General features: G+C 71.1%; 2 protein-coding genes. Both read right to left on the reverse strand.

The window, feature by feature from the left end:
• Window positions 1-11: 11 nt before the first annotated feature.
• Window positions 12-140, reverse strand: coding sequence for a hypothetical protein (locus CRP45_RS34940; protein ID WP_281256188.1), 129 nt, complete (start codon window positions 138-140; stop codon window positions 12-14).
• 134 nt (window positions 141-274) lie between these two features.
• Window positions 275-22,538: non-ribosomal peptide synthase/polyketide synthase (locus tag CRP45_RS34575; protein ID WP_245910082.1), on the reverse strand; the 22,264-nt coding region annotated here is incomplete at its 5' end.

The following is a 22,538-nucleotide window of genomic DNA, read 5'->3' on the forward strand; positions in this document are numbered from 1 at the left end:
TGCGATCGGATTCACGGCAAGAGCGCGGCGGGATCGAGGGTGAACGCGAAAGGTGTTCGCACGGTGACCTTCTCACCGGCGGCGATCCGATGTGTCGGCTCGTAGGCGCGGTCACCGCCGAGGGAGTGGACGAATGCCACCGGCAACGACTCACCCGGCAGTTGCCCTTTGAAGGCGTTGAGCTCGAAGCGCCAATAGTTCGGAATGCCCGCCTCGGCACGGTCGAAACGACGGCCGCCACGGAAGTCCGTGGCGGCCGTCGTGGTCGAACAACCTACTCCGCGACGATGATTCGGATTTCCTCGTCGGCGGCGTCGGTGGGTTCGCCCGGCGTGACGAACCAGTGGGTGACTTCGCCGTCGGCGAGGTCGTCGGCGAGGTCGTCGGCCGTGGGGAGCACGGAGAGTGCGCCCGCGGTGGCCGTGGCGACGAACTCCCAGAGGGCGGCGCGGCCCGCGGCGGCGGTGGTGAACGTGGTCGACTCGTAGTCGATGTTGTTCTCGTCGCGGACTCGCTCGCCGAGGTCGAGCGCATCGGTCTGGCTCAGCGTGACCGGCGCGCCGCCGACCAGCTCCACGAAGGCCGGGTGCTCCTCGCCGAGCGGGCGGACCCGATCGGCGTAAGACACCGGGTGCCCCGCGGCCGCGGCCAGTTCCGTCTGGACCTGCGGATCGCTCGGAACAAGCCAGTTCACCGCGCCCGCGCCGTCCGGCGCGGCACCGATACCGAAACCGGCTCCGGCCGTGGCGATCTCGTCCGCGCTCAGACCCGAGGCGAACAGGCATGCTGCGCCCGCCTTCTGCACGGCCCAGCCGGCGACCACCGCGTCGACACCGCGCGGCAGCGCCACCGCGACGACGTCGCCCGGACCGGCGCCACGCGCGATCAGCACCCGAGCCAGCTGCGAGGAACGCCGATCCAGCACGTGGTAGGCGATCTCGTCGCCGTCGGCGAGCAGCGCGGGCGCCTGCGGATCCGCCTCGACGACCTCGGCGAGCACCTTGGCCACGGTCCGCGCGCCGACCCGGTTCGCCGACTCCGGCGCCACGGCCGCCGTGGCGACGTGCGACTCGGCGAGCAGCCGGGCCCGTTCCTCGCTGTCCAGGATGTCGATGTCACCGACCAGCCCGGACGGGTCGCCGAGCAGCGACTCCAGCACCCGCACCAACCGGGTGGACAGCGTCTGCACCTCCTCGGCGGTGAACCGGCTGAGCAGGTACTCGAAGCTGATCTCCAGGATCGACTCGGCCGCCACCTTCAGCGACAGCGGGTAGTGCGTCGTGTTGCTGACGTCCACCCCGGTCACCGACATGCCGTCGATCGAGCTCGCCGCCGCGATCGCCTCGCGGTCGATCGGGTACGACTCGAACACGTACAGCGTGTCGAACTGCGATCCGGCACCGGCGGCCCGCTGGATGTCGGCGAGGCCGACGTAGTGGTGATCCAGCAGATCCGCCTGCTCGCGCTGCAACTGCCGCAGCTGCTCCTCGATGGTGGCGCGATCATCGATGCGCACCCGGACGGGCAGCGTGTTGATGAACAGGCCGACCATCGATTCGACGCCGGGCAGCTCAGCGGGCCTGCCCGACACCGTGGCACCGAAGGCCACGTCCGAGCGGCCGGTGAGCCTGCCGAGCAGGATGCCCCAAGCCGCCGACACCAAGGTGTTCACCGTGATGCCGAGTTCCGCGCAGTGCTTGGTGAGCCTGCGGGTGCGGTCGGCGTCGATGTGGGTGACCAGCTTGCCGGTCCGGTAGTCCTCGGCCGAACGCGCCTGCGGGGCGAGCTCGGTCGGATCGTCGAGACCGTCGAACGCGCGAGCCCAGGTCCGCAGCGAAGCGTTCAGGTCGCGGCCCGCCAGCCACTCCAGGAACGTCCGGTAGGACGCGACCTCCGGCAGCGCCGAGGCGTCGCCGCGCAGCGCGTACAGCACAAGCAGGTCCTGCATCAGCAGCGGCATCGACCAGCCGTCCAACAGCACGTGGTGGGTGCTGATGACGAGGTGCCAGTGGTCGGCGGCGGTGCGGTACAGGCCGTAGCGCACCAGCGGCGGCACGGCCATGTCGAACCGCTGCGCCAAGTCCTCGGCAAGCCGCTTGCGCAGTTCCGCGTCCCGCTCGTCCTCCGGCAGCCCGGTGAGATCGACTGTGCGCCAAGGCACCTCGACCCGGTCCATGGCGATCTGCACGGACTGGCCCGCCGCGTCGGTGACGAACGCGGTGCGCAGGTTCGGGTAGCGGTCGAGCAGCGCCTGCGCCGAGGCGTGCAGCCGCTCGGCGTCCACCTCGCCGGTGAGCTCGATGACTGCCTGCATGTTGTAGACGTCCACGGTGGTCGTGGTCATCTGCGCGTGGAAGAGCAGACCGGACTGCAGCGGCGTGAGCGGCCAGACCTCGGTGAGGCCGGGGTAGGTCCGCTCCCACAGCTCGATATCGGCCTGGCCGACCTTCACCAGCGGCATGTCGGACGGCGTGTGGCCGCCCGCACTCGGTCGACGCACGTGCGTGGCCAGCGCGGTCAGCGCGGACACCCAGAGCTCGCCGAGTTCGCCGACTCGCTCGGCCGTGAGCAGGCCGGTCGGGAAGGCGAACGACGCGACGAGTTCACCGTCGAGCACCATCGCCTCGACGTCGAGCGCCGCGTCGGCGGGCCGGTGGTCGTCGGCGACGGTCACGATCTCGGCGGGCAGCTCGCCCAGGTAGCGGAAGCCGACCTGCGCGGCATCGGCCAGTCCGAGCAGACCGTGGCCGCGGCCATGATCGGGCACGGCGAGCAGCTGCTCCTTGACCGATTTCACGATGCGGCCCAAGGCGTTTCCGCCCGCGAACGCGTCGTCGAGGTCGGCGCCGTCGAGGTCGATCCGGACCGGATGGGTGAGGTCGAACCAGCCGAGCGTGCGCGCCAGCTCGGTGCCTCGGGCGGCCCGTGCGGCGCGGCCGTCGCCCGCGCGACGGATCAGCGCGGCGGTGCCGTGCTGTTCGCCGCGCCAGCGCACCAACGCCATGGCCAAGGCCGCGAACAGGCCGTCGGCCGCCGCGCCGTGGTAGCGGGCGGGCACCGTGCTCAGCACCGCCTCGGTGACCTCGGCGGGCACGGTGACCCGCACCCGGTCCACGGTGGCCGCGGTGTCGGTCGCGGGATCGAGCGCCCGCGCGCCGAGCTGCGGCTCGGTGGTCGCCGAGATCTCCTGCCAGAACGGCAGTTCCGACTCGTGCGCGGTGGCCTCGTCGTTGGCCACGCTGTGCGCCCAGCGCCGCAGCGTGGTGCCGACGGCGGGCAGCTCGAGCGGCGCGTCGACGCCGAGCTGCTCGGTCGCGGTGGTCAGCTCGCCGAGCAGAATCCGCCACGACCGCGCGTCCATCGCGAAACGGTGTGCCACGACCAGCAATTCGTCGGGACGGTTGTCGGCGAAGGTGAACAGCACGAACTGCGCCATCACACCGTCGGCCGGATCGAGTCGATCGACCGCGGCGGTGCGCTCGGCCGCGAGCAGGTCGGCCAGGTCGGCGCCCTTCTCGACGCGGACCTCGCTGACCAGCGACTCCACCTCGACGCGGTCGACGGCCTCGAACACCCAGCCGTCGCCGTCGGCGCGCAGCTTCGTGCGCAGCGCGTCGTGCCGGTCGAACAGGGCCTCGAGCGCGTCGAGCAGCGTGTACCAGTCGAGCGCGGTGGGCAGCGGCAGCAGCGCGGACTGCGCGTACCGCTGGAACGGCGCACCGCCGGCCAGCGCCGCGGCGACGGCGGGCGGCAGCGGCATCTCGCCGACACCGCCGCCGGGCAGTTCGGCGGGCTGCTCCCGCTCGGCCTGCGTCGCGGTGGCGATGGCCGCCAGCGCGGCGACACTGCGCTGATCGAACACGTCGCGCACGCTGAACTCGACGCCGAGCGCCTTCGCCCGCGAGACCAGCTGGATCGACAGGATGCTGTTGCCGCCGAGCGCGAAGAAGTCGTCGTCGGCGCCGATGAGCTCGACGTCGAGCACGTCGGCGAACACGCCGGCCACGATCTGCTCGGCCGGAGTCACCGGCGCGCGGAACGCCGCCTTCTCGAAGGTCGGCTGCGGCAGCGCGTTGCGGTCCAGCTTGCCGTTCGCGTTGAGCGGCAAGGCGTCCAGCGCCATGAAGGCGCTCGGCACCATGTAGGACGGCAGCTCCGCCGCGAGCGCGGACTGGAGCTTGCGCTTGTCCAGTTCGCCGGTCTCCGGGTCGATTCCGGCCGCCGACGGCACGACGTAGGCGACGAGCCGATCGCCGAGACCGGGATCGTTGTGCGCGAGCACCGCCGCGGCGGCGATCGCGTCCTGCCGCAGCAGCGCGGCCTCGATCTCGCCGAGCTCGATGCGGAAACCGCGGATCTTGACCTGGAAGTCGGTGCGGCCCCGGTATTCCAACTCGCCGTCGGCGTTCCAGGCGACCAGGTCACCGGTGCGGTACATCCGCGCGCCCGGCTCGCCGAAGGGGTTCGCGACGAACCGTTCCGCGGACAGATCCGGGCGTGCGAAGTAGCCGCGCGCCAATTGCGCACCGGCCAAGTACAACTCGCCGGAGACGCCGACCGGAACCGGACGCAGGCGCGAATCCAGCACGTACACCTGGCTGTTCCACTCCGGCGCGCCGATGGAGACCGAGTGCTCGTCGGCATCGGTCACGGCGTGGTTGGTGATCGACACCGCCGCCTCGGTCGGACCGTACAGGTTGAACAGCCCGGCCGCGTTGCCGCGCCGGAACTTCTGCGCGGTCACCGCGGGCAGCGCCTCACCGATGGCGAGGATGCGCCGCAGCGAATGCGGCATGCGGCCTTCGGATTCGGTGAGCAGCGCGTCCAGCATCGACGGAACCACATGCAACGTGGTCACACCCGTCGAACGCATCAGCTCGTTCAGGTACGCCGGGTCGCGATGCCCGTCGGCCGTGGCGATCACCAAACGACCACCACTGACCGCCGCCGACCAGAACTCCCACACCGACAGGTCGAACGTCGCCGCCGTCTTGAGCAGCACCACGTTCTCACTGTCGAGACCGAACTCGTCCGACTTCCACAGCAACTGGTTCACGATCGCCGCGTGCGGCACCGCGACACCCTTGGGCTGCCCCGTCGAACCCGACGTGAAGATCACATACGCCGTATTCGCCGCAACCAGAACACCATTGCGCTCACCAGCCGCGATCGGCGCGTCCGAGTAGCCGGACAGATCCAGCTCGTCGATCGCGACGGTCTGCGCCGCCTCGGTCTCGAACGCGTCCCGCGCCGTGGTCAGCACGCACACCGGCGCGGCCGTGCCGAGGATGTAGTCGACACGATCCACCGGCTGATCCGGATCGATCGGCACGTACGCCGCACCGGCCTTGGCCACCGCGTACATCGCGATCACCAAATCCGCCGAACGGCGAATGGCCAACGCCACCCGATCCTCCGGACCGACACCACGACCGATCAGGTACCGCGCCAACCGGTTCACCCGAGCGTCCAGCTCGGCGTAGGTCAGCTGGGTCCGCTCGCCGGACGCCGTGTCGGCGACCAGCGCGACGGTGCCCGGCGCGGCCTCGGCCACCGCGGCGTCGAGCAGCGACACCAGCGTGGCGTCGGTGTCGACGGGACGCGCGGTGTCGTTCCACTTGCTCAGGATCCGTTCGGTTTCCGCGTCGGCGAGCAGGTCGATCTCGCCGACCGGGACCGTCACGTCGGCGATCACCGCGTCGAGCACCCGCACGAACCGGTCCGCGAAGCCCTGAACGGTGGCCTCGTCGAACAGGTCGGTGGCGTAACCGAATTCGGTGATGATCTCGGCCGGGGTGCCGTCGTCGGCGTACCGGTCGTAGAGCGTCACGTGCAGGTCGGTCTTGGCCAGCTGCGAGTTGAAGTTGACCGCGCTCACCTGGAGCCCGGGCAGCGTCAACGTGGTCTCGGCCAGGTTCTGGAAGGACAGACCGATCTGGAACAGCGGGTTGCGCGCGGTGGAGCGCTCCGGGTTCAGCACCTCGACGAGGCGCTCGAACGGAACGTCGGCGTTGGCGAACGCCTCCAGGTCGCGTTCGCGCACGTCGGCGAGCAGGTCGGCGAACCGGTCGCCCGGTCGCACGCCGGTGCGGAACACCAGCGTGTTGACGAACATGCCGATCAGGTCGTCGAGTTCGCGCTCACCGCGACCCGCGATCGGCGTGCCGACCGCGATGTCCTCGGTGCCGGAGAGCCGCGCGAGCAGCACCGCGAGCGCCGCGTGCACGACCATGAACAGCGAGGCGTTGTTGGCGCGCGCCAATTCCGCCAGCTCGGCGTGCCGCTGCGGCGAGAGCTCGAAGCGCAGCGCCTTGCCGTGGAACGACTGCGCGGGCGGGCGCGGCCGGTCCGCGGGCAGCTCCAGCTGATCGGGCAGCCCGGCCAGCGCCTGCTTCCAGTAGGCGACCTGGCGTGCGGCCACCGACTCCGGATCGTCCTCGGAGCCGAGCACCGCGCGCTGCCACAGCGCGTAGTCGGCGTACTGCACCGGCAGCGGCGTCCACTGCGGTGCGTCGCCCGCGACCCTGGCCACGTAGGCCGCCATCAGGTCGCGAGCCAGCGGACCCATCGACGCGCCGTCCGCCGACACGTGGTGCACGACGAACGCGATCACGTGCTCCTGCTCGGAGATTCGGAACAGCGCGACCGCGAGCGGCACCTCGGTGGTGACGTCGAAGGTGGTCATGGCGAACGCGATGACCCGCCCGATCAACTCGGACTCGTCGATCTGAACCGGATCCAGCTGCGGCGGGTTCGCGGGCAGGATCACCTGGTGCGGACCGTCCGCCGAGCTCGGGTAGATGGTGCGCAGCACCTCGTGGCGGGCGAACACGTCGCCGATCGCCTGCTCGAGCGCCCGCACGTCGAGCGCGCCGGAGAGCCGGACGGCAAGCGGGATGTTGTCCACCGCCGAAGTGGCCGTGTCGAACTGGTTGAGGAACCAGTACCGCGCCTGCGCGGGCGAGAGCGGAATCCGCTCCGGCCGTTCAGCGGCGGTCAGTTCCGGACGCGACCGGCCTGAGCCCGCGATGCGCTCCACCCGGATCGCCAGCGCGGCGACTGTCGACGCCTCGAACAGGTCGCGCACCGCGAGCTGGGTGTCCAGCGCCGCGCCGAGGCGCGCGGTCACCTGGGTGGCGACCAGCGAGTTGCCGCCCAGCTCGAAGAAGTCGTCGTCCAGGCCGACGCGGGTCACGCCGAGCACGTCGCCGAAGGTGTTGGCGACGATCTCCTCGATCGGCGTCGAGGGGGCGCGGAAGGCCTTGACCTCGAACACCGGCGCGGGCAGCGCCTTGCGATCCAGCTTGCCGGAGGCGTTGAGCGGGAACTCGTCGAGCACCACGAACGCCGAGGGCACCATGTAGGCGGGCAACTCGCCGCCCAGCTGGGTCCGCACGGACTCGACATCGATCGCCTGACCGGCCGCCGCGATGACGTAGCCGACCAGCTGATCGCCGAGCCGCTCGTCCGAGCGCACCACCACGACCGCCTGGGCGATCGCGTCCAGCGCGGTGAGCGCGGCCTCGATCTCGCCGAGCTCGATGCGCAGACCGCGCAGCTTCACCTGGAAGTCGGTGCGGCCCAGGTACTCCAGCTCGCCCTTCTTCGTCCAGGTGACCAGGTCACCGGTGCGGTACATCCGCTCGCCCGCGGCAAAGGGGTTGGCCACGAACCGATCCGAGGTCAGGTCCGGCCGCGCCACGTAACCGCGCGCCAGCTGGACACCGGCCAGGTACAGCTCACCCGCGACACCGACCGGCACCGGGTGCAGGCGCGAATCCAGCACGTACACCTGGGTGTTGAACACCGGTGCGCCGATCGGCACCGACACCACATCGTCCTCGGTGACCTCGTGATAGGTCACGTCGACCGCGGCCTCGGTCGGGCCGTACAGGTTGTGCAGGCGTGCGCCGGTCAGCTCCTGGAGACGCTGCGCCGTCACCGCGGGGAGCGCCTCGCCGGAGGCGAAGACGTTGCGCAGGCTGGTGCATTCGTCCGCGCGCTCCTCGGCGACGAACACCGACATCATCGACGGCACGAAGTGCGCCGTGGTGACCCGCTCGCGCTTGATCACCTCGACCAGGTAGCCGGGATCGCGGTGGCCGTCCGGCTTGGCGACCACCAGGCGCGCGCCGATCTGCAAGGGCCAGAAGAACTCCCACACCGACACGTCGAACGTCGCCGGGGTCTTCTGCAACACCACGTCGGTGCCGTCGAGCCCGTACTCGGACTGCATCCACACCAGGCGGTTGACGATCGCGTCGTGCGCGACGCCGACACCCTTCGGACGACCCGTCGAGCCGGACGTGAAGATCACGTACGCGGTGTTCGACGGACGCAGCGGCGCGCGCCGCTCGGCGTCCGACACCGGGGCGTCGTCGTAGGCAGACACATCGAGCGTGTCGATCTCCAGCGCGGTGACCGAGCCGGAGTCGAAGCCGTCCCGCGAGGTGGTCAGCACGCACACCGGAGCGGCGAGGTCGAGCACGTAGTGGGTGCGCTCGGCCGGGTGATCCGGATCCAGCGGCACGTACGCACCGCCCGCGACGCTCACCGCGTACATGCCGACGACCAGGTCCAGCGAGCGGCGCATGCCGAGCGCGACCAGCGTGTCCGGTCCGACACCCGAGGCGATCAGGTGCCGCGCCAAACGGTGCACGCGAGAAGCGAATTCGGCGTAGGACAGACTCGTCCCCTCGAACGTCAGCGCGATCGCGTCCGGCGTCCGCGCCGCCTGCGCCTCGAACATCGACACCAGGGTCGCGTCCCTGTCGACCCGGTGCGCCGTGTCGTTCCAGGTCCGCACCACGGTGGCGCGCTCGCTCGCGTCGAGCAGGTCGACGTCGCCGAGCACCACGGCCGGGTCCGCGACCACGGCGTCCAGCATCCGCACCAGGCGCTCGGCGAACGAGGCCACCGTTGTGCCGTCGAACATGTCGGTGGCGTAGGCGATCTCGGCCTTCATGCCCTCGGCGGCGGTGCCGGTGAAGTTCAGGTGCAGATCGAACTTCGCGGTCACCACGTCCAGCGGCACGCCAGAGACCTCGAGGCCGGGCAGCTCGAAGGTGGTCTCGCCGGTGTTCTGGAACGAGAGCATCACCTGGAACAGCGGGTGCCGCGCCTGCGAACGCGCCGGGTTAAGCAGCTCGACGAGCCGCTCGAAGGGCAGGTCCGCGTGGCCGAACGCGGCGAGGTCGGTTTCCCTTGTCCGCGTGAGGAATTCGGCGAACGGCTGGGCCGGGTCGACGGCGCTGCGCAGCACGAGCGTGTTGACGAACATGCCGATGGCGTCGTCGAGCACGGCCTCGCCGCGGCCGGCGACCACGGTGCCGATGGCGATGTCGTCGCTGCCGGACAGCCGTCCCAGCAGCGCAGCGAACGCCGCGTGCACCACCATGAACAAGCTCGCGCCGTGCTCGCGCGCCAGCGCCTCGGCGGCCTGCGCGAGTTCGGCGGAGAGCTCGAACTCGTAGACCCCGCCGCGGTTGGACGCGACGGCCGGACGCTTGCGGTCCGACGGCAGGTCCAGCTGGTCGGGCAGACCCGCGAGGTTCTGCGACCAGTACGCGACCTGCGCCGCGATCAGCGAGTCCGGATCGTCCTCGGAGCCGAGCGTCTCGCGCTGCCACAGCGCGTAGTCGGCGTACTGCACCGGCAGCGGCGCCCAGCCCGGCGCCTCGCCGCGCGAACGCGCCGCGTAGGCGACCATGACGTCGCGGGCCAGCGGGCCGACCGACCAGCCGTCACCCGAGACGTGGTGCACCACGAAGACAAGCACGTGGGTGTCCGGCTGGGAGCCGTCCATCGAACCGGCGATACGGAACAGCGCGGCGCGCACCGGCACGGCGGCGGTGACGTCGAATCCGGTGAGCACCAGCTCGCCGATGCGCTCCTGAATCTCGGTCTCCGACACCACGATCGGGGTCAGGTCCAGGTTCTCCTGGCCCGCGGGCAGCACGACCTGCACGCCCTGACCGTCTGCGGTCTCCGGGTACACAGTGCGCAGCACCTCGTGCCGGTCGACCACGTCGGCGACCGCCCTGCGCAGCGCGTCGGTGTCCAACGCGCCGGTGAGCCGCACCGCGAGCGGGATGTTGTTGACCGCGGTCTGGTTGTCGAAGCGGTTGAGGAACCACATTCGCTGCTGCGCGAGCGACAGCGGAATACGCTCCGGCCGCGGGCCCGCGACCAGTTCGCGCCTGCGTCCGCTGCCCGCCTTCGCCGCGGCGCGCGCGGCGAGCGCGGCCACCGTGGGCGCCTCGAACAGCTCGCGCACGGCCAGGTCGGCGTCGACCGCCTCGTTGATCCGCGCGACGACGCGGGTGGCCAGCAGCGAGTTGCCGCCGAGCGCGAAGAAGTCGTCGTCCAGACCGACTTCCTCGACGCCGAGCAGCTCGGCGAACACCGTCGCGACGGCCTGCTCGATCGGCGTGCTCGGCGCGCGGAAGGCCGCGGTGCTGACGAACTCCGGCTCCGGCAGCGCGCGCCGATCCAGCTTGCCGTTCGGGGTGAGCGGCAGGGTGTCGAGCACAACGATGGCGTCCGGGACCATGTACGCGGTCAGGAACTCCGCGACCGCCTCGCGCAGCGCGACCGGGTCGACCGCGGTGCCGGTCTCGGGCACCACGTAACCGACGAGGCGGTCGCCCGCGTGCTCGTCGGCGCGGACCATGACCACCGCCTGGCGCACGCCGTCGCACCGCACCAGCGCCGACTCGATCTCGCCGAGCTCGATGCGGAAGCCGCGCAGCTGCACCTGCTGGTCGCTGCGGCCCGCGTACTCCAGGTTGGCCGAGTCGCCGGTGCCGAACCAGCGGCCGACGTCACCCGAGCGGTACATCCGGGAACCGGGCTCCCCGAAGGGGTTCGCCACGAAGCGGGTCGCGGCGAGGCCGGGCCTGCCGAGGTAGCCGCGCGCCAGCTGCGCGCCGGTCACGTAGATCTCGCCAGCGACGCCGACCGGCGCGGGGGCCAGCCGGTTGTCGAGCACGAAGGCGCTCAGGCCGGGCAGGGCGCGGCCGATGACGCTGGCCGGGTTGTCGACGTCGTGGTCGTCCAGTGCGAGGAACGACACGTGCACCGTGGTCTCGGTGATGCCGTACATGTTCACCAGGCGCGGCGCGTCCGCCGGATGGCGCTCGTACCAGCGGCGCAGCTGCCGCAGATCGAGCGCCTCACCGCCGAAGATCGCGTGGCGCAGCGCGAATTCGCCGTTGTCGTCGGCGGCGCTCGCCGCACGGTCGGCCTCCACCAGCTGGTAGAACGCCGACGGCGTCTGGTTCAGCACGGTGACTCGGTCGCGAACAAGCAACTCGCGGAACAGCTCCGGCGAACGCGAGGTCAGGTAGTCGACCACGACCACCGAACCGCCGTAGGCCAGCGCGCACCACAGTTCCCACACCGAGAAGTCGAAGGCGAACGAGTGGAACAGCGTCCACACGTCGGACTCGTCGAAGCCGAACAGCGGCTGGGTGTTCGCGAACAGCTCCACCGCGTTGCGGTGCGAGACGCCGACGCCCTTGGGCACACCGGTCGAACCGGAGGTGTAGATGACGTAGGCGAGGTTGTCCTGGCGCAGCGGCGCGATGCGGTCGGCATCGGTGACCGGCGCGTCGGACTCGTCCGCGGTCCGCTCGACCAGCAGCAGCGGAATATCGCCCGCCGGAACGGCTTCCGCGTCCGCCGCGGTGGTCAGCACGCACACCGGCGCGGCGTCGGCGAGGGTGAACTCGAGCCGCTGCACCGGGTAGGTGGTATCGATCGGCACGTAGGCGGCGCCGGACAGCAGCACCGCGTACAGCGCGATCGGCAGTTCCTCGGTGCGCGAAACAGCCACGGCGACCTTGGATTCCGGCCCGACACCGAGTCCGATGAGCGCGCGCGCGATCCGGTTGGCCCTGCGCTCGAACTCGCCGAAGGAGACCGTGGTCTCGCCGAAGCGAATCGCCGTGGCGTCCGGACGACGCCGCGCCTGCGCACCGATCAGGTCGACCAGGGTCGCCGCGGGCGCCTCGACGCCCTCGGTGTTCCATTCGCGCAGCACCAGTTCGCGCTCGCCGGGGGCGAGCAGGTCGATGTCGCCGACAACGACGCTCGCGTCGGCCGAGACCGCGCCGAGCACGCGCAGCAGGCGATCGGCGAACCCGCGGACCGTGCTCGCGTCGAAAAGGTCGGTCGCGAAGCTGAACTCGGCCGACATCCCCTGCGGTCCGCCATCCGCGCCGAGCTTCTCCTCGAGCGTCAGCTGGAGGTCGAACTTGGCAAGCGGCACCGCCATGTCCACGCCAGACACCGTCAGGCCGGGCAGTTCCAGCGCGGTCGGCGCGGTGTTCTGGAAGGTCAGCGCGACCTGGAACAGCGGGTGCCTGCCCGGCGAACGCACCGGGTCCAGCACCTCGACGAGGCGCTCGAACGGCACGTCGGCGTGACCGAAGGCGTCCACGTCGACCCGCCGCACGGTGCGCAGCAGTTCCTCGAACGCGACGCCGGGCTCGATCTCGGTGCGCAGCACGAGGGTGTTGACGAACATGCCGATCAGATCGTCGAGCGCGCGCTCACCGCGGCCCGCGATCGGGGTGCCGATGGCGATGTCCGACGTGCTGGACAGGCGCGCGAGCAGCACCGCGAGCGCGGCGTGCACAACCATGAACAGCGTCGAATTGTGCTGCTGCGCCAGCGCGCGCAGGGCCGCGTGCACCTCGGGGTCCACGGTGAAGGCCACCGTGTCGCCGCGGTTGGAGGCGGTCGCGGGCCGCGGGCGATCGGCGGGCAGATCCAATTGCTCGACCAGCCCGGCCAATTCGTTCTTCCAGAACTCGATCTGACCGGAGATCAGCGAGTCCGGGTCGTCCTCGGCGCCGAGCACCGCGCGCTGCCACAGCGCGTAGTCGGCGTACTGCACCTCGAGCGGACGCCAGGCGGGCTCGTCGCCGTCCACGCGCGCGCTGTAGGCGATCATCACGTCCCTGGTCAGCGGGCCCATGGAGAACCCGTCGGCCGAGATGTGGTGCACCACCAGCGCGAGCACGTGCTCGGTGGGGCTGATCTCGAACAGGCTGGCACGGAACGGCACCTCGGCGGTGACGTCGAAGGCGGTCAGCACGACCTCGGAAAGGCGCTGCGGCAGTTCGGCTTCGGTGATGTCGATCGGCGAGAGATCCGGGATCACCTGCGCGGTCGGCACGATCTGCTGGTAGCCGACGCCACCGATCTCGGGGTAGTAGGTGCGCAGCGACTCGTGCCGGGCCAGCACGTCGGCGACGGCGACCTGGAGCGCCTGCCGGTCGAGCAGACCGGACAGCCGCACCGCGGCCGGAATGTTGTCGGCCGCGGCCGCCGCGGCGTGTTGGGCTCCGCCGCCCATGTTGAACCGGTTGAGGAACCACATGCGCTGCTGGGCCAGCGAGAGCGGCAGCCGCTCGGGCCGCCGCTGCGCGACCAGCGCCGCCCGCGCGCCCGCGCCCGCCTTCGACTCGGTGCGAGCCGCGAGCGCCGCCACGGTGGAGGCCTCGAACAGCTCGCGCACGCCGAGTTCGGTCTCCAGCGCCGCGGACAGCCGCGCCGCCACCTGGGTGGCGCTGAGCGAGTTGCCGCCGAGTGCGAAGAAGTCGTCGTCCAGGCCGACCCGGTCCAGGCCGAGCACGTCGGCGAAGGTGCGCGCGACGATCTCCTCCACCGGCGTGGTCGGCGCGCGGAACACCGCGGCCTCGAACACCGGCGCCGGCAGCGCCTTGCGGTCCAGCTTGCCGGACGCGTTGAGCGGGAACTCGTCGAGCACAACGACCAGCGCGGGCACCATGTAGGCGGGCAGCTGCCTGCCGAGGTCCTCGCGCACCACGTCGCCGTCGACGCGCGCGTTCGATGCGGCAACGACGTAGGCCACCAGCTGATCGCCGGTGCGCTGATCGCCGCGCACCACGACCACCGACTGCGCGATCTCGTCCAGCGCGGTGAGCGCCTGCTCGATCTCGCCCAGCTCGATGCGCAGACCGCGCAGCTTCACCTGGAAGTCGGTGCGGCCCAAGTACTCCAGCTCGCCATCGGCGGTCCAGGCCACCAAGTCGCCGGTGCGGTACATGCGCTGTCCGTCGGCGAACGGGTTGGCCACGAAGCGATCCGCGGTCAGGTCCGGACGCGCCACATAGCCGCGCGCCAGCTGGGTGCCCGCGAGGTAGAGCTCACCCGCGACACCCACCGGGGAGGGCCGCAGCCGCGAATCCAGCACGTACACCTGGGTGTTGAACACCGGGGCGCCGATCGGCACGGTGTCGGTGTCGGCCTCGGTCACCCGGTGATAGGTGACGTCGACCGCGGCCTCGGTCGGGCCGTACAGGTTGTGCAGTTGCGCGCCGGTCAGCTCGCGCAGGCGGTGCGCGGGCTTGGGCGGCAGCGCCTCACCGGAGGCGAACACCATGCGCAGCGTGTCGCAGCGGGCCGCGGCCGCGTCGGCAACGAACACCGCGAGCATGGACGGCACGAAGTGGGTGACGGTGACCCGCTCGGTCGCGATGACCTCGGCCAGGTAGGCCGGATCACGGTGGCCGTCGGGGCGGGCGACGACCAACCGCGCGCCGATCTGCAAGGGCCAGAAGAACTCCCACACCGACACGTCGAAGGTGGCAGGCGTCTTCTGCAAGACCGCGTCGGACTCGGTGAGCCCGTACTCGGACTGCATCCACACCAGACGGTTGACGATCGCCGCGTGCGAGACCGCGACACCCTTCGGGCGCCCGGTCGAGCCGGACGTGAAGATCACGTACGCGGTGTTCGACGGACACAGCGGGGCGCGGCGATCGGCGTCGGTCACCGGCGCCTCGGACACGCCGGACAGGTCGAGCAGATCGATGCGCACCTGCGCGGTGTCGATCTCCAGGTCGCTGCCCGAGGTCAGCACACACACCGGATCGGCCGTGGCCAGAATGTATTCCGTGCGCTCGGCCGGGTGGTCCGGGTCCAGCGGCACGTACGCGCCGCCCGCGACGGTGACGGCGTACATGCCGACGACCAGGTCGATCGAGCGCCGCATGCCGAGCGCCACCGAGGACTCCGGGCCGACGCCGCGTTCGATGAGCCAGCGCGCCAGGCGGTAGACCCGTCCCGCGAACTCGTCGTACGTAAGACTCGTCCCCTCGAAGGTGAGAGCGGTCGCGTTGGGCGTCTTCGCCAGCTGCGCTTCGAACTTCGACACCAGCGTCGCCGCCGCGTCGACCTCGTGCGCGGTCTCGTTCCAGCCGGACACCACGAGCTCGCGCTCGGCGGTGTCGAGCAGCTCGATATCGCCAACGGGCACAGCGGGATCGGCGGTGATGGCCGCGAGCACGCGGACCAGGCGGTCGGCGATGCGGCGTACGGTCGGCTCATCGAAGAGGTCGCGCAGATAACCCGCGCGGATGCGCAGGCGCGAATCCAGCTGGGCGATCAGCGTCAGCGGGTAGTGCGTCGCGTCGGCGGCCTCCAGGTCGGCCACGGCCATGCCGTCGATGTCGGCGGCCTGGGCGCGCAGACCGTCGGCGTCCACCGGATAGGACTCGAACACCACGAGGGTGTCGAACAGGCCACCGACGCCCGCGGCGGACTGGATGTCGGCCAGGCCGATGTAGTGGTGGTCGAGCAGGTCGGCCTGCTCGCCCTGGGTGCGGGTCAGCAGGTCGCGCGCGGACTCCGCGGGATCGAAGCGCACCCGCACCGGAACGGTGTTGATGAACAGACCCACCATGGATTCCACACCGGGCAGCTGGGCCGGGCGGCCGGAGACCGTGGTGCCGAACAGCACGTCCTCGGTTCCGGTCATGCGGCCGACCAGGATGCCCCACGCCACCTGGAGCACCGTGTTCGGCGTGACGCCGAGCGAGCTGGCCAGCGCGGTCAGACGCGCGGTCGCCGCCTCGTCGAGGTCGAACAGGTACTCACCGGAGAGCGCGGTGATCTCGCGACCCGCGTCGGGACGCGCGAGCAGGGTCGGCTCGCTCACCCCGCGCAGCGCGGTGGTCCACGCGGCCAGCGAGGCCGAATGGTCTTGACGCGCGGTCCATTCCAGGAAGTGCCGGTAGGAGCGCACCGCGGGCAGCGCGCTGGCGTCGGCGTGCACCGCGTAGAGCACGATCAGGTCGCGCATCAGCAGCGGCATCGACCAGCCGTCGAGCAGGATGTGGTGATTGGACACCACGAACTGCCAGCGGTCGGGCGCCACCTGGATCAGCGTGAAGCGAATCAGCGGCGGCGCGGTGAGGTCGAACCGCCGCATGCGGTCGGCCTCGATCAGATCGGCGGCCGAACCGGTCTCGGTCCGGTCGTGCTCGGCCCACGCGACGCGCACGCTGTCGAGCACCACCTGCACGGGGTTGCCGTCGGTGTCGCTGACGAACGCGGTGCGCAGGTTCTCGTAGCGGTCCACCAACGCCTGCGCGGCCGCCCGCAGCCGGGCCGCGTCGACCCGGCCGGTGAGGGTGAGCACCGCCTGCGCGGTGTAGACGTCCACCGAGCTGGCCGCGAGGCGGGCGTGGAAGAGCAGACCCGCTTGCAGCGCCGAGAGCGGCCAGACGTCGGCCAGCGCCGGGAAGCGCCGTTCCCAGCCCTCGATGTCGCGCTGGCTCGCGCGCACCAGGGCGAAGTCGGACGGGGTGTGCCCGCCCGCTCCTGTCGAATTCGCGTGCCGGGCAACGGCGTCCAGCGCGGTGGTCCACAGCTCGGCGAACTCGCGCACCTCGGCGGCGTCGAGCAGCGTCGACGGGTAGCCGATGTTCGCGGTCAGCTTGTCGCCGACCACGATCGCGTTGACGTCAAGCGGCGCCATCGCGGGCATATCGGCGTCGTAGGCGCCGCCGAGCGCGCCGAGTTCCGGCGCGGGGGTCCAGCCGAAGCCACGCAGTTGCTCGGGCACGTCGCTGTCGGAGACGCGGCCCAGGTAGTTGAAGCTGACCTGGCCGGGCAGCTGCGCGGGCAGCTCCGCGGCGGTGCGCCGGTTGAGGTAGCGCAGCAGGCCGTAGCCGATGCCCTTGTCCGGCACCGCGAGCAGCTGCTCCTTGACCGCCTTCACGGCCTTGGACAGCGCGGGACCGCCCGCGAGCGCGGCGTCCACGTCGACGCCGGTCAGGTCCAGCCGCACCGGGAAGATGGCGGTGAACCAGCCGACGGTGCGGGACAGGTCGGCGCCGGGGACGACGTCTTCCTCGCGGCCGTGGCCTTCCAGGCGGATCAGCAGCGCGTCGTCGGTGCGCGCGCCCGCGCGGACGGCACGCCACTTCGCGGTCGCCAGCGCGAGCGCGGTGAGCAGGCCGTCGTTCACGCCGCCGTGGAACAGCGCGGGCACCGTGGTGAGCAGCGCCTTGGTGGTCTCGGCGGAGACCTCGACCTGGACCTTCTCGATCGCGCCAGAGACGTCGACCGCGGGATCCATCGGACGCGCGGTCAGCAGCGGATCCGGGGTGTCGGTCACCGCCCGCCAGTAGGCGAGTTCGCCGACCCGCGAAGCACTTTCGGCCTCGCGCTCCAGCGCGTGCGCCCAAGCCCGCATCGACGTTGTCGGAGCCACCAGCTCGGGCCGCTGCCCGGCGGTGAGCTGGCCCCATGCCGCGACGAAGTCCGGCACCAGGATGCGCCAGGAGACGCCGTCGACCACCAAGTGATGAGCGACCACGATCAGGCGGCCCATCCGGCCGCCTTCCGCGGGATCGAGCCACACGAACCGCACCACGACACCGGCCGCCGGGTCGAGCCGGTCCAGCGCGGAATCCAGTGCGGCGGTGGCGATGTCGAGCAGTTCGGCGTCGGTGGCGGCGGCCGGGAACTCGACGCGCTCGATCAACGCGTCCACGTCGACGGCGCCGGGCTCGGCGGTCCGCACCACCCAGTCGTCGCCCTCGCGGGACAGCCGCGCGCGCAGCATGTCGTGCCGGTCGATCACCGCGCCGACGGTCGTCGCGATGCCCGCGCGGTCGATGCCGAGCGGCAGCTCGAGCGCGAGGGTCTGGTTGAACCGGCCGAAGGAGCCGGGGCGCTCGGCCATGAACCGCACCACCGGGGTGAGCGGCATGTCACCGACACCGCCGCCGGGCAGTTCGGCGAGCGCGGCGACGGCGGGCGCCGAAGCGTCGGCGGTCTCGGCGACCGAAGCAAGGCCCGCGACCGTCTTCTGCTCGAAGACGTGCCGCGGCGTGAACACCACGCCGCGCGCCTTGGCCCGCGAGACCAACTGGATCGAGACGATGCTGTCGCCGCCGAGCGCGAAGAACGAGTCGTCGACGCCGACCCGCTGCACGCCGAGCACCTCGGCGAACACCTCGGCGATGATCTGCTCGACCGGCGTGCGGGCGGCGCGGAACACCACCTCGGTCGCGAACACCGGCTCCGGCAGCGCCTTGCGGTCCAGCTTGCCGACCGGGGTCAGCGGCACCCGGTCGATCACCATGATCGACGAGGGCACCATGTAGGCGGGCAGCCGGTCCTCGACGTGCGCGGTGAGGGCCGCGATGTCGATGGAATGTCCTTGCGCGGCAACCACATACGACACCAGCGACACCGCGCCAGCGGCATTCTTGTGGCCGACGGTGACCGCGAAGTCGACGGTCTCGTGCGCCGCGAGGGCGGCGTCGATCTCGCCGAGCTCGATGCGGAAACCGCGGACCTTCACCTGGAAGTCGGAGCGGCCGACGTATTCGACTTCACCGGTGCGGGTCCAACGGACCACGTCACCGGTGCGGTACATGCGCTCGCCGTCGACGTACGGGTTGGCCACGAACCGCTCGGCCGTCAGGCCGGGGCGGGCGTGGTAGCCGCGCGCCAGCTGGACGCCCGACAGATACAGCTCACCCGCGACACCCACCGGAACGGGCCTGAGCTGGGCGTCCAGGATCAGCGACCGCATGCCGCGGATCGGTCCGCCGATGGTCACCGTCTCGCCGACCACCAGCGGATCGCTGATGTTGGTCATGATGGTGGTCTCGGTCGGGCCGTAGCCGTTGTGGAACGCGCGCGGCGCGCCGCTCTCGCCGAGCGGCACGGCCCACTTCGCGACCAGTTCAGGCGGGCACGCCTCGCCGCCGGCGACCAGCACGCGCAGCGTGTCCAGGCCGCTCGGGTCGAAGGTGGCCAGCGCGGCCGGGGTGATGAACGCGTGCGTGACCCGCTCGCCGCGGATCAGCTCGGACAGCTCCTCGCCGCCGTACACGCCGGGCGGCACCACGACCAGCGCGCCGCCCGCGCCCACCGCGAGCAACAGCTCGAGGATCGAGGCGTCGAAGCTGGGCGAGGCGAAATGCAGTGCGCGCGAATCGGAGTCGAGGCCGTAGCGCTCGATCTGCTCGGCGCTGAAGTTGGCGAGACCCGCGTGCGTCACCACGACGCCCTTGGGCACACCGGTGGAACCGGAGGTGTAGATGACGTAGGCCGGGTGCTCCGGACGCACCGGGCGGACCCGGTCGGCGTCGGTGATCGGAGCGCCGTCGAAACCGTCGAGCGCGAGGTCCTCGAGCACCAGCCAGCGCGCCGACTCGGGCAGGCCATCGCGCACCGCGGTGACCGTGATGCCAAGGGGCGAACCGGAATCGGTGACCATGTGCGCGATGCGCTCGGCCGGGTAGTTCGGGTCCACCGGCACGAACGCGGCGCCGGTCTTGGACACAGCCCACGCGGCGAACACCGAATCCGCCGAGCGGGGCACGCCGACCGCGACGAGGTCTTCCGCGCCGATGCCTTCGGCGATCAGCAAGCGGGCCAAGCGGTTCGAGCGTTCATCCAGCTCGGCATACGACAGCGTCGCGTAGCGACTCGATGAGGGGTGGTGGTCGGGCGACGGGTGGGCCAGACTTGTCCCCTGGAACACCACAGCAGGCGCGTCCGGGTTGTGCGCGGCGGCCTCGGCCAGCAGCTCGGGCAGCGTGCGCGGCGGCACCGCGGGTGCGCCGGTGCGCGCGACGAGATCGGCCAGCTCGGCCGCGTCGAGCACGTCGACGGCGCCGACCGTGACGGCCGGATCGGCCGCGACGGCGGTGAGCACGCGCACCCAGCGGTCCACGATCTCCCGCGCGGTCGACTCGTCGAACAGCTCGGTGGCGTAGGTCAGCGCGAGCGTCATGCCCGCGACGCCGTTGCCCGCCACCGCGTCGTTCTCCGACAGCGTGAACTGGAGGTCGAAGCGCGCGACGTTCTCTTCGAGATCGAGCGCGGAGACCGAGAGGCCCGGCAGTTCCAGCGCGGTCCGCTCCAGGTTCTGGAAGGCCAGCATCACCTGGAACAGCGGGTTGCGCGACTGCGAACGCTCCGGCGCGAGCAGCTCCACCAGGCGCTCGAACGGCACGTCGGCGTTGCCGTAGGCGTCCAGGTCGGTCTTGCGGACGCGGGCGAGCAGTTCGGTGAACGATTCGCCGTTGTCGATGCCGGTCCGCAGCACCAGCGTGTTGACGAACATGCCGACGAGGTCGTCGAGCGCCTGCTCGCCACGGCCGGCGATCGGGGTACCGACCGCGATGTCGTCGCCGCCGGACAGGCGCGCGAGCAGCACGGCGAGCGCGCTGTGCATGACCATGAACAGCGAAGCGCCGCTGGCGCGAGCGATCTCGTCGAGCGAAGCGATCAGCTCACCGGGCAGCTGGTGGTGCAGCGTCGCGCCGCGGTGCGAGGCGATCGCCGGACGCGGCCGATCGGTCGGCAGCGCCAGCTCGTCCGGCACGCCGTCGAGGGTGCGCTGCCAGTACGAAACCTGGCGGGCCAGCAGCGAATCCGCGTCGTCCTCGGAACCGAGGACCTCGCGCTGCCAGACCGCGAAGTCGGCGTACTGCACCGCGAGCGGCGACCAGCCGGGCGCGCTGTCCTGGGTGCGCGCCGTGTAGGCCAGCATGACGTCGCGGGTCAACGGACCCATGGAGAAGCCGTCGGCGGCGATGTGGTGCACGACGACGACGAGCACATGCTCGTCCGGTCCCGCGGCGTACAGCCTGGTGCGCAGCGGAACCTGTTCGGCCACATCGAATCCCGCGGTGACGAACTCGGTCACCGCGGCGAGCAGCTCGGCCCGCGGCACCGCGACCGGGTGCAGATCGAGCGCGATCTCCTCGGCGGGGACGATCACCTGCACCGGCGTGCCGCCGTGCTCGGGGTAGCGGGTGCGCAGCGATTCGTGCCTGCGCACCACGTCGGCCACCGCGAGCCGCAGCGCCTCGATGTCGAGCGCCCCGGACATCCGGATCGCGATCGGCAGGTTGTAGGCGGCCGAGGAGGTGTCGTACTTGTTGAGGAACCACATACGCTGCTGCGCGTAGGACAGCGGCACCAGTTCGTCGGCGGCGCGCTTGCGCGCGACAAGCGGTGCACGTCCGTCGCCACCGGTGTGCGATTCCACCCGTGCGGCAAGGGCTTCCACGGTGGACGCCTCGAACAGCGTGCGCACCGGCACCGAGGTGCCGAGCGCGGCGCCGATCCTGGACACCACCCTGGTCGCGATGAGCGAGTTGCCGCCGAGGTCGAAGAAGTCGTCGTCGACGCCGACCCGGGGCAGGTCCAGCACCTCGGCGAACACCGCGGCGACCGTCTCCTGCACCGGCGTCACCGGGGCGCGGAACGCCCTGGCCTTGGCGGCGGGCGCGGGCAGCGCGCGGCGGTCCAGCTTGCCGTTGACGGTCAGCGGGATCCATTCCAAGCGCACCATGGCCGCGGGCACCATGTAGGCGGGCAGCCGCTCAGCGGCGCCGGAACGCACCACGTCCAGGTCGGGAACCACATCGGGTTCGGCGACGACGTAGGCGACGATGCGCTGATCTCCCGGCTGGTCCTCGCGCACGATGACCGCGGCCTGGGCGATGCCCGGCTGCGCGAGCACCGCGGCCTCGATCTCACCGAGCTCGATGCGGAAACCGCGCACCTTGACCTGGTCGTCGGCGCGACCCAAGTACTCGAGCTCGCCGAAGCGGTTCCAACGCGCGAGGTCACCGGAGCGGTACAGGCGCGAACCCTGATCGCCCGGAGTAGCCAGCGGGTTGGCGACGAAGCGGGCGGCCGTCAGGTCGGGGCGACCGAGGTAACCGCGCGCCAACTGCGGTCCTGCGACATACATTTCGCCCGCGACACCGACCGGCACGGGGCGCAGCCGGTTGTCGAGAACGTAAACCTTCAGGCCCGCGATCGCGCGGCCGACGATGCTGCCGGAGGCGGCTTCGATCGTCGCGGCATCGAGGGCACGGAAGGACACGTGCACCGTGGTCTCGGTGATGCCGTACATGTTCACCAGCACCGGAGCGCTGTCACCGTGGCGGGCAACCCAATCCGAGAGACGACGCAGCTCCAGCGCCTCACCACCGAACACCACGTAGCGCAGCGACAGCGGCGCGGAGTCCGCGGCGGCGTTGCGGTCGGCTTCGGCCAATTGGTAGAAGGCCGACGGGGTTTGGTTGAGCACCGTCACGCGCTCGTCGCGCAGCAGCTCAAGGAACTGCTCGGGCGAACGCGAGGTGTAGTAGTCGACCACGACGAGGGTGCCGCCGAACAGCAGCGGACCCCACAGTTCCCACACCGAGAAGTCGAACGCGTACGAGTGGAACAACGTCCAC

Origin of the sequence: Nocardia amikacinitolerans (assembly GCF_900215415.1) — a bacterium.
Lineage (GTDB): Bacteria > Actinomycetota > Actinomycetes > Mycobacteriales > Mycobacteriaceae > Nocardia > Nocardia amikacinitolerans.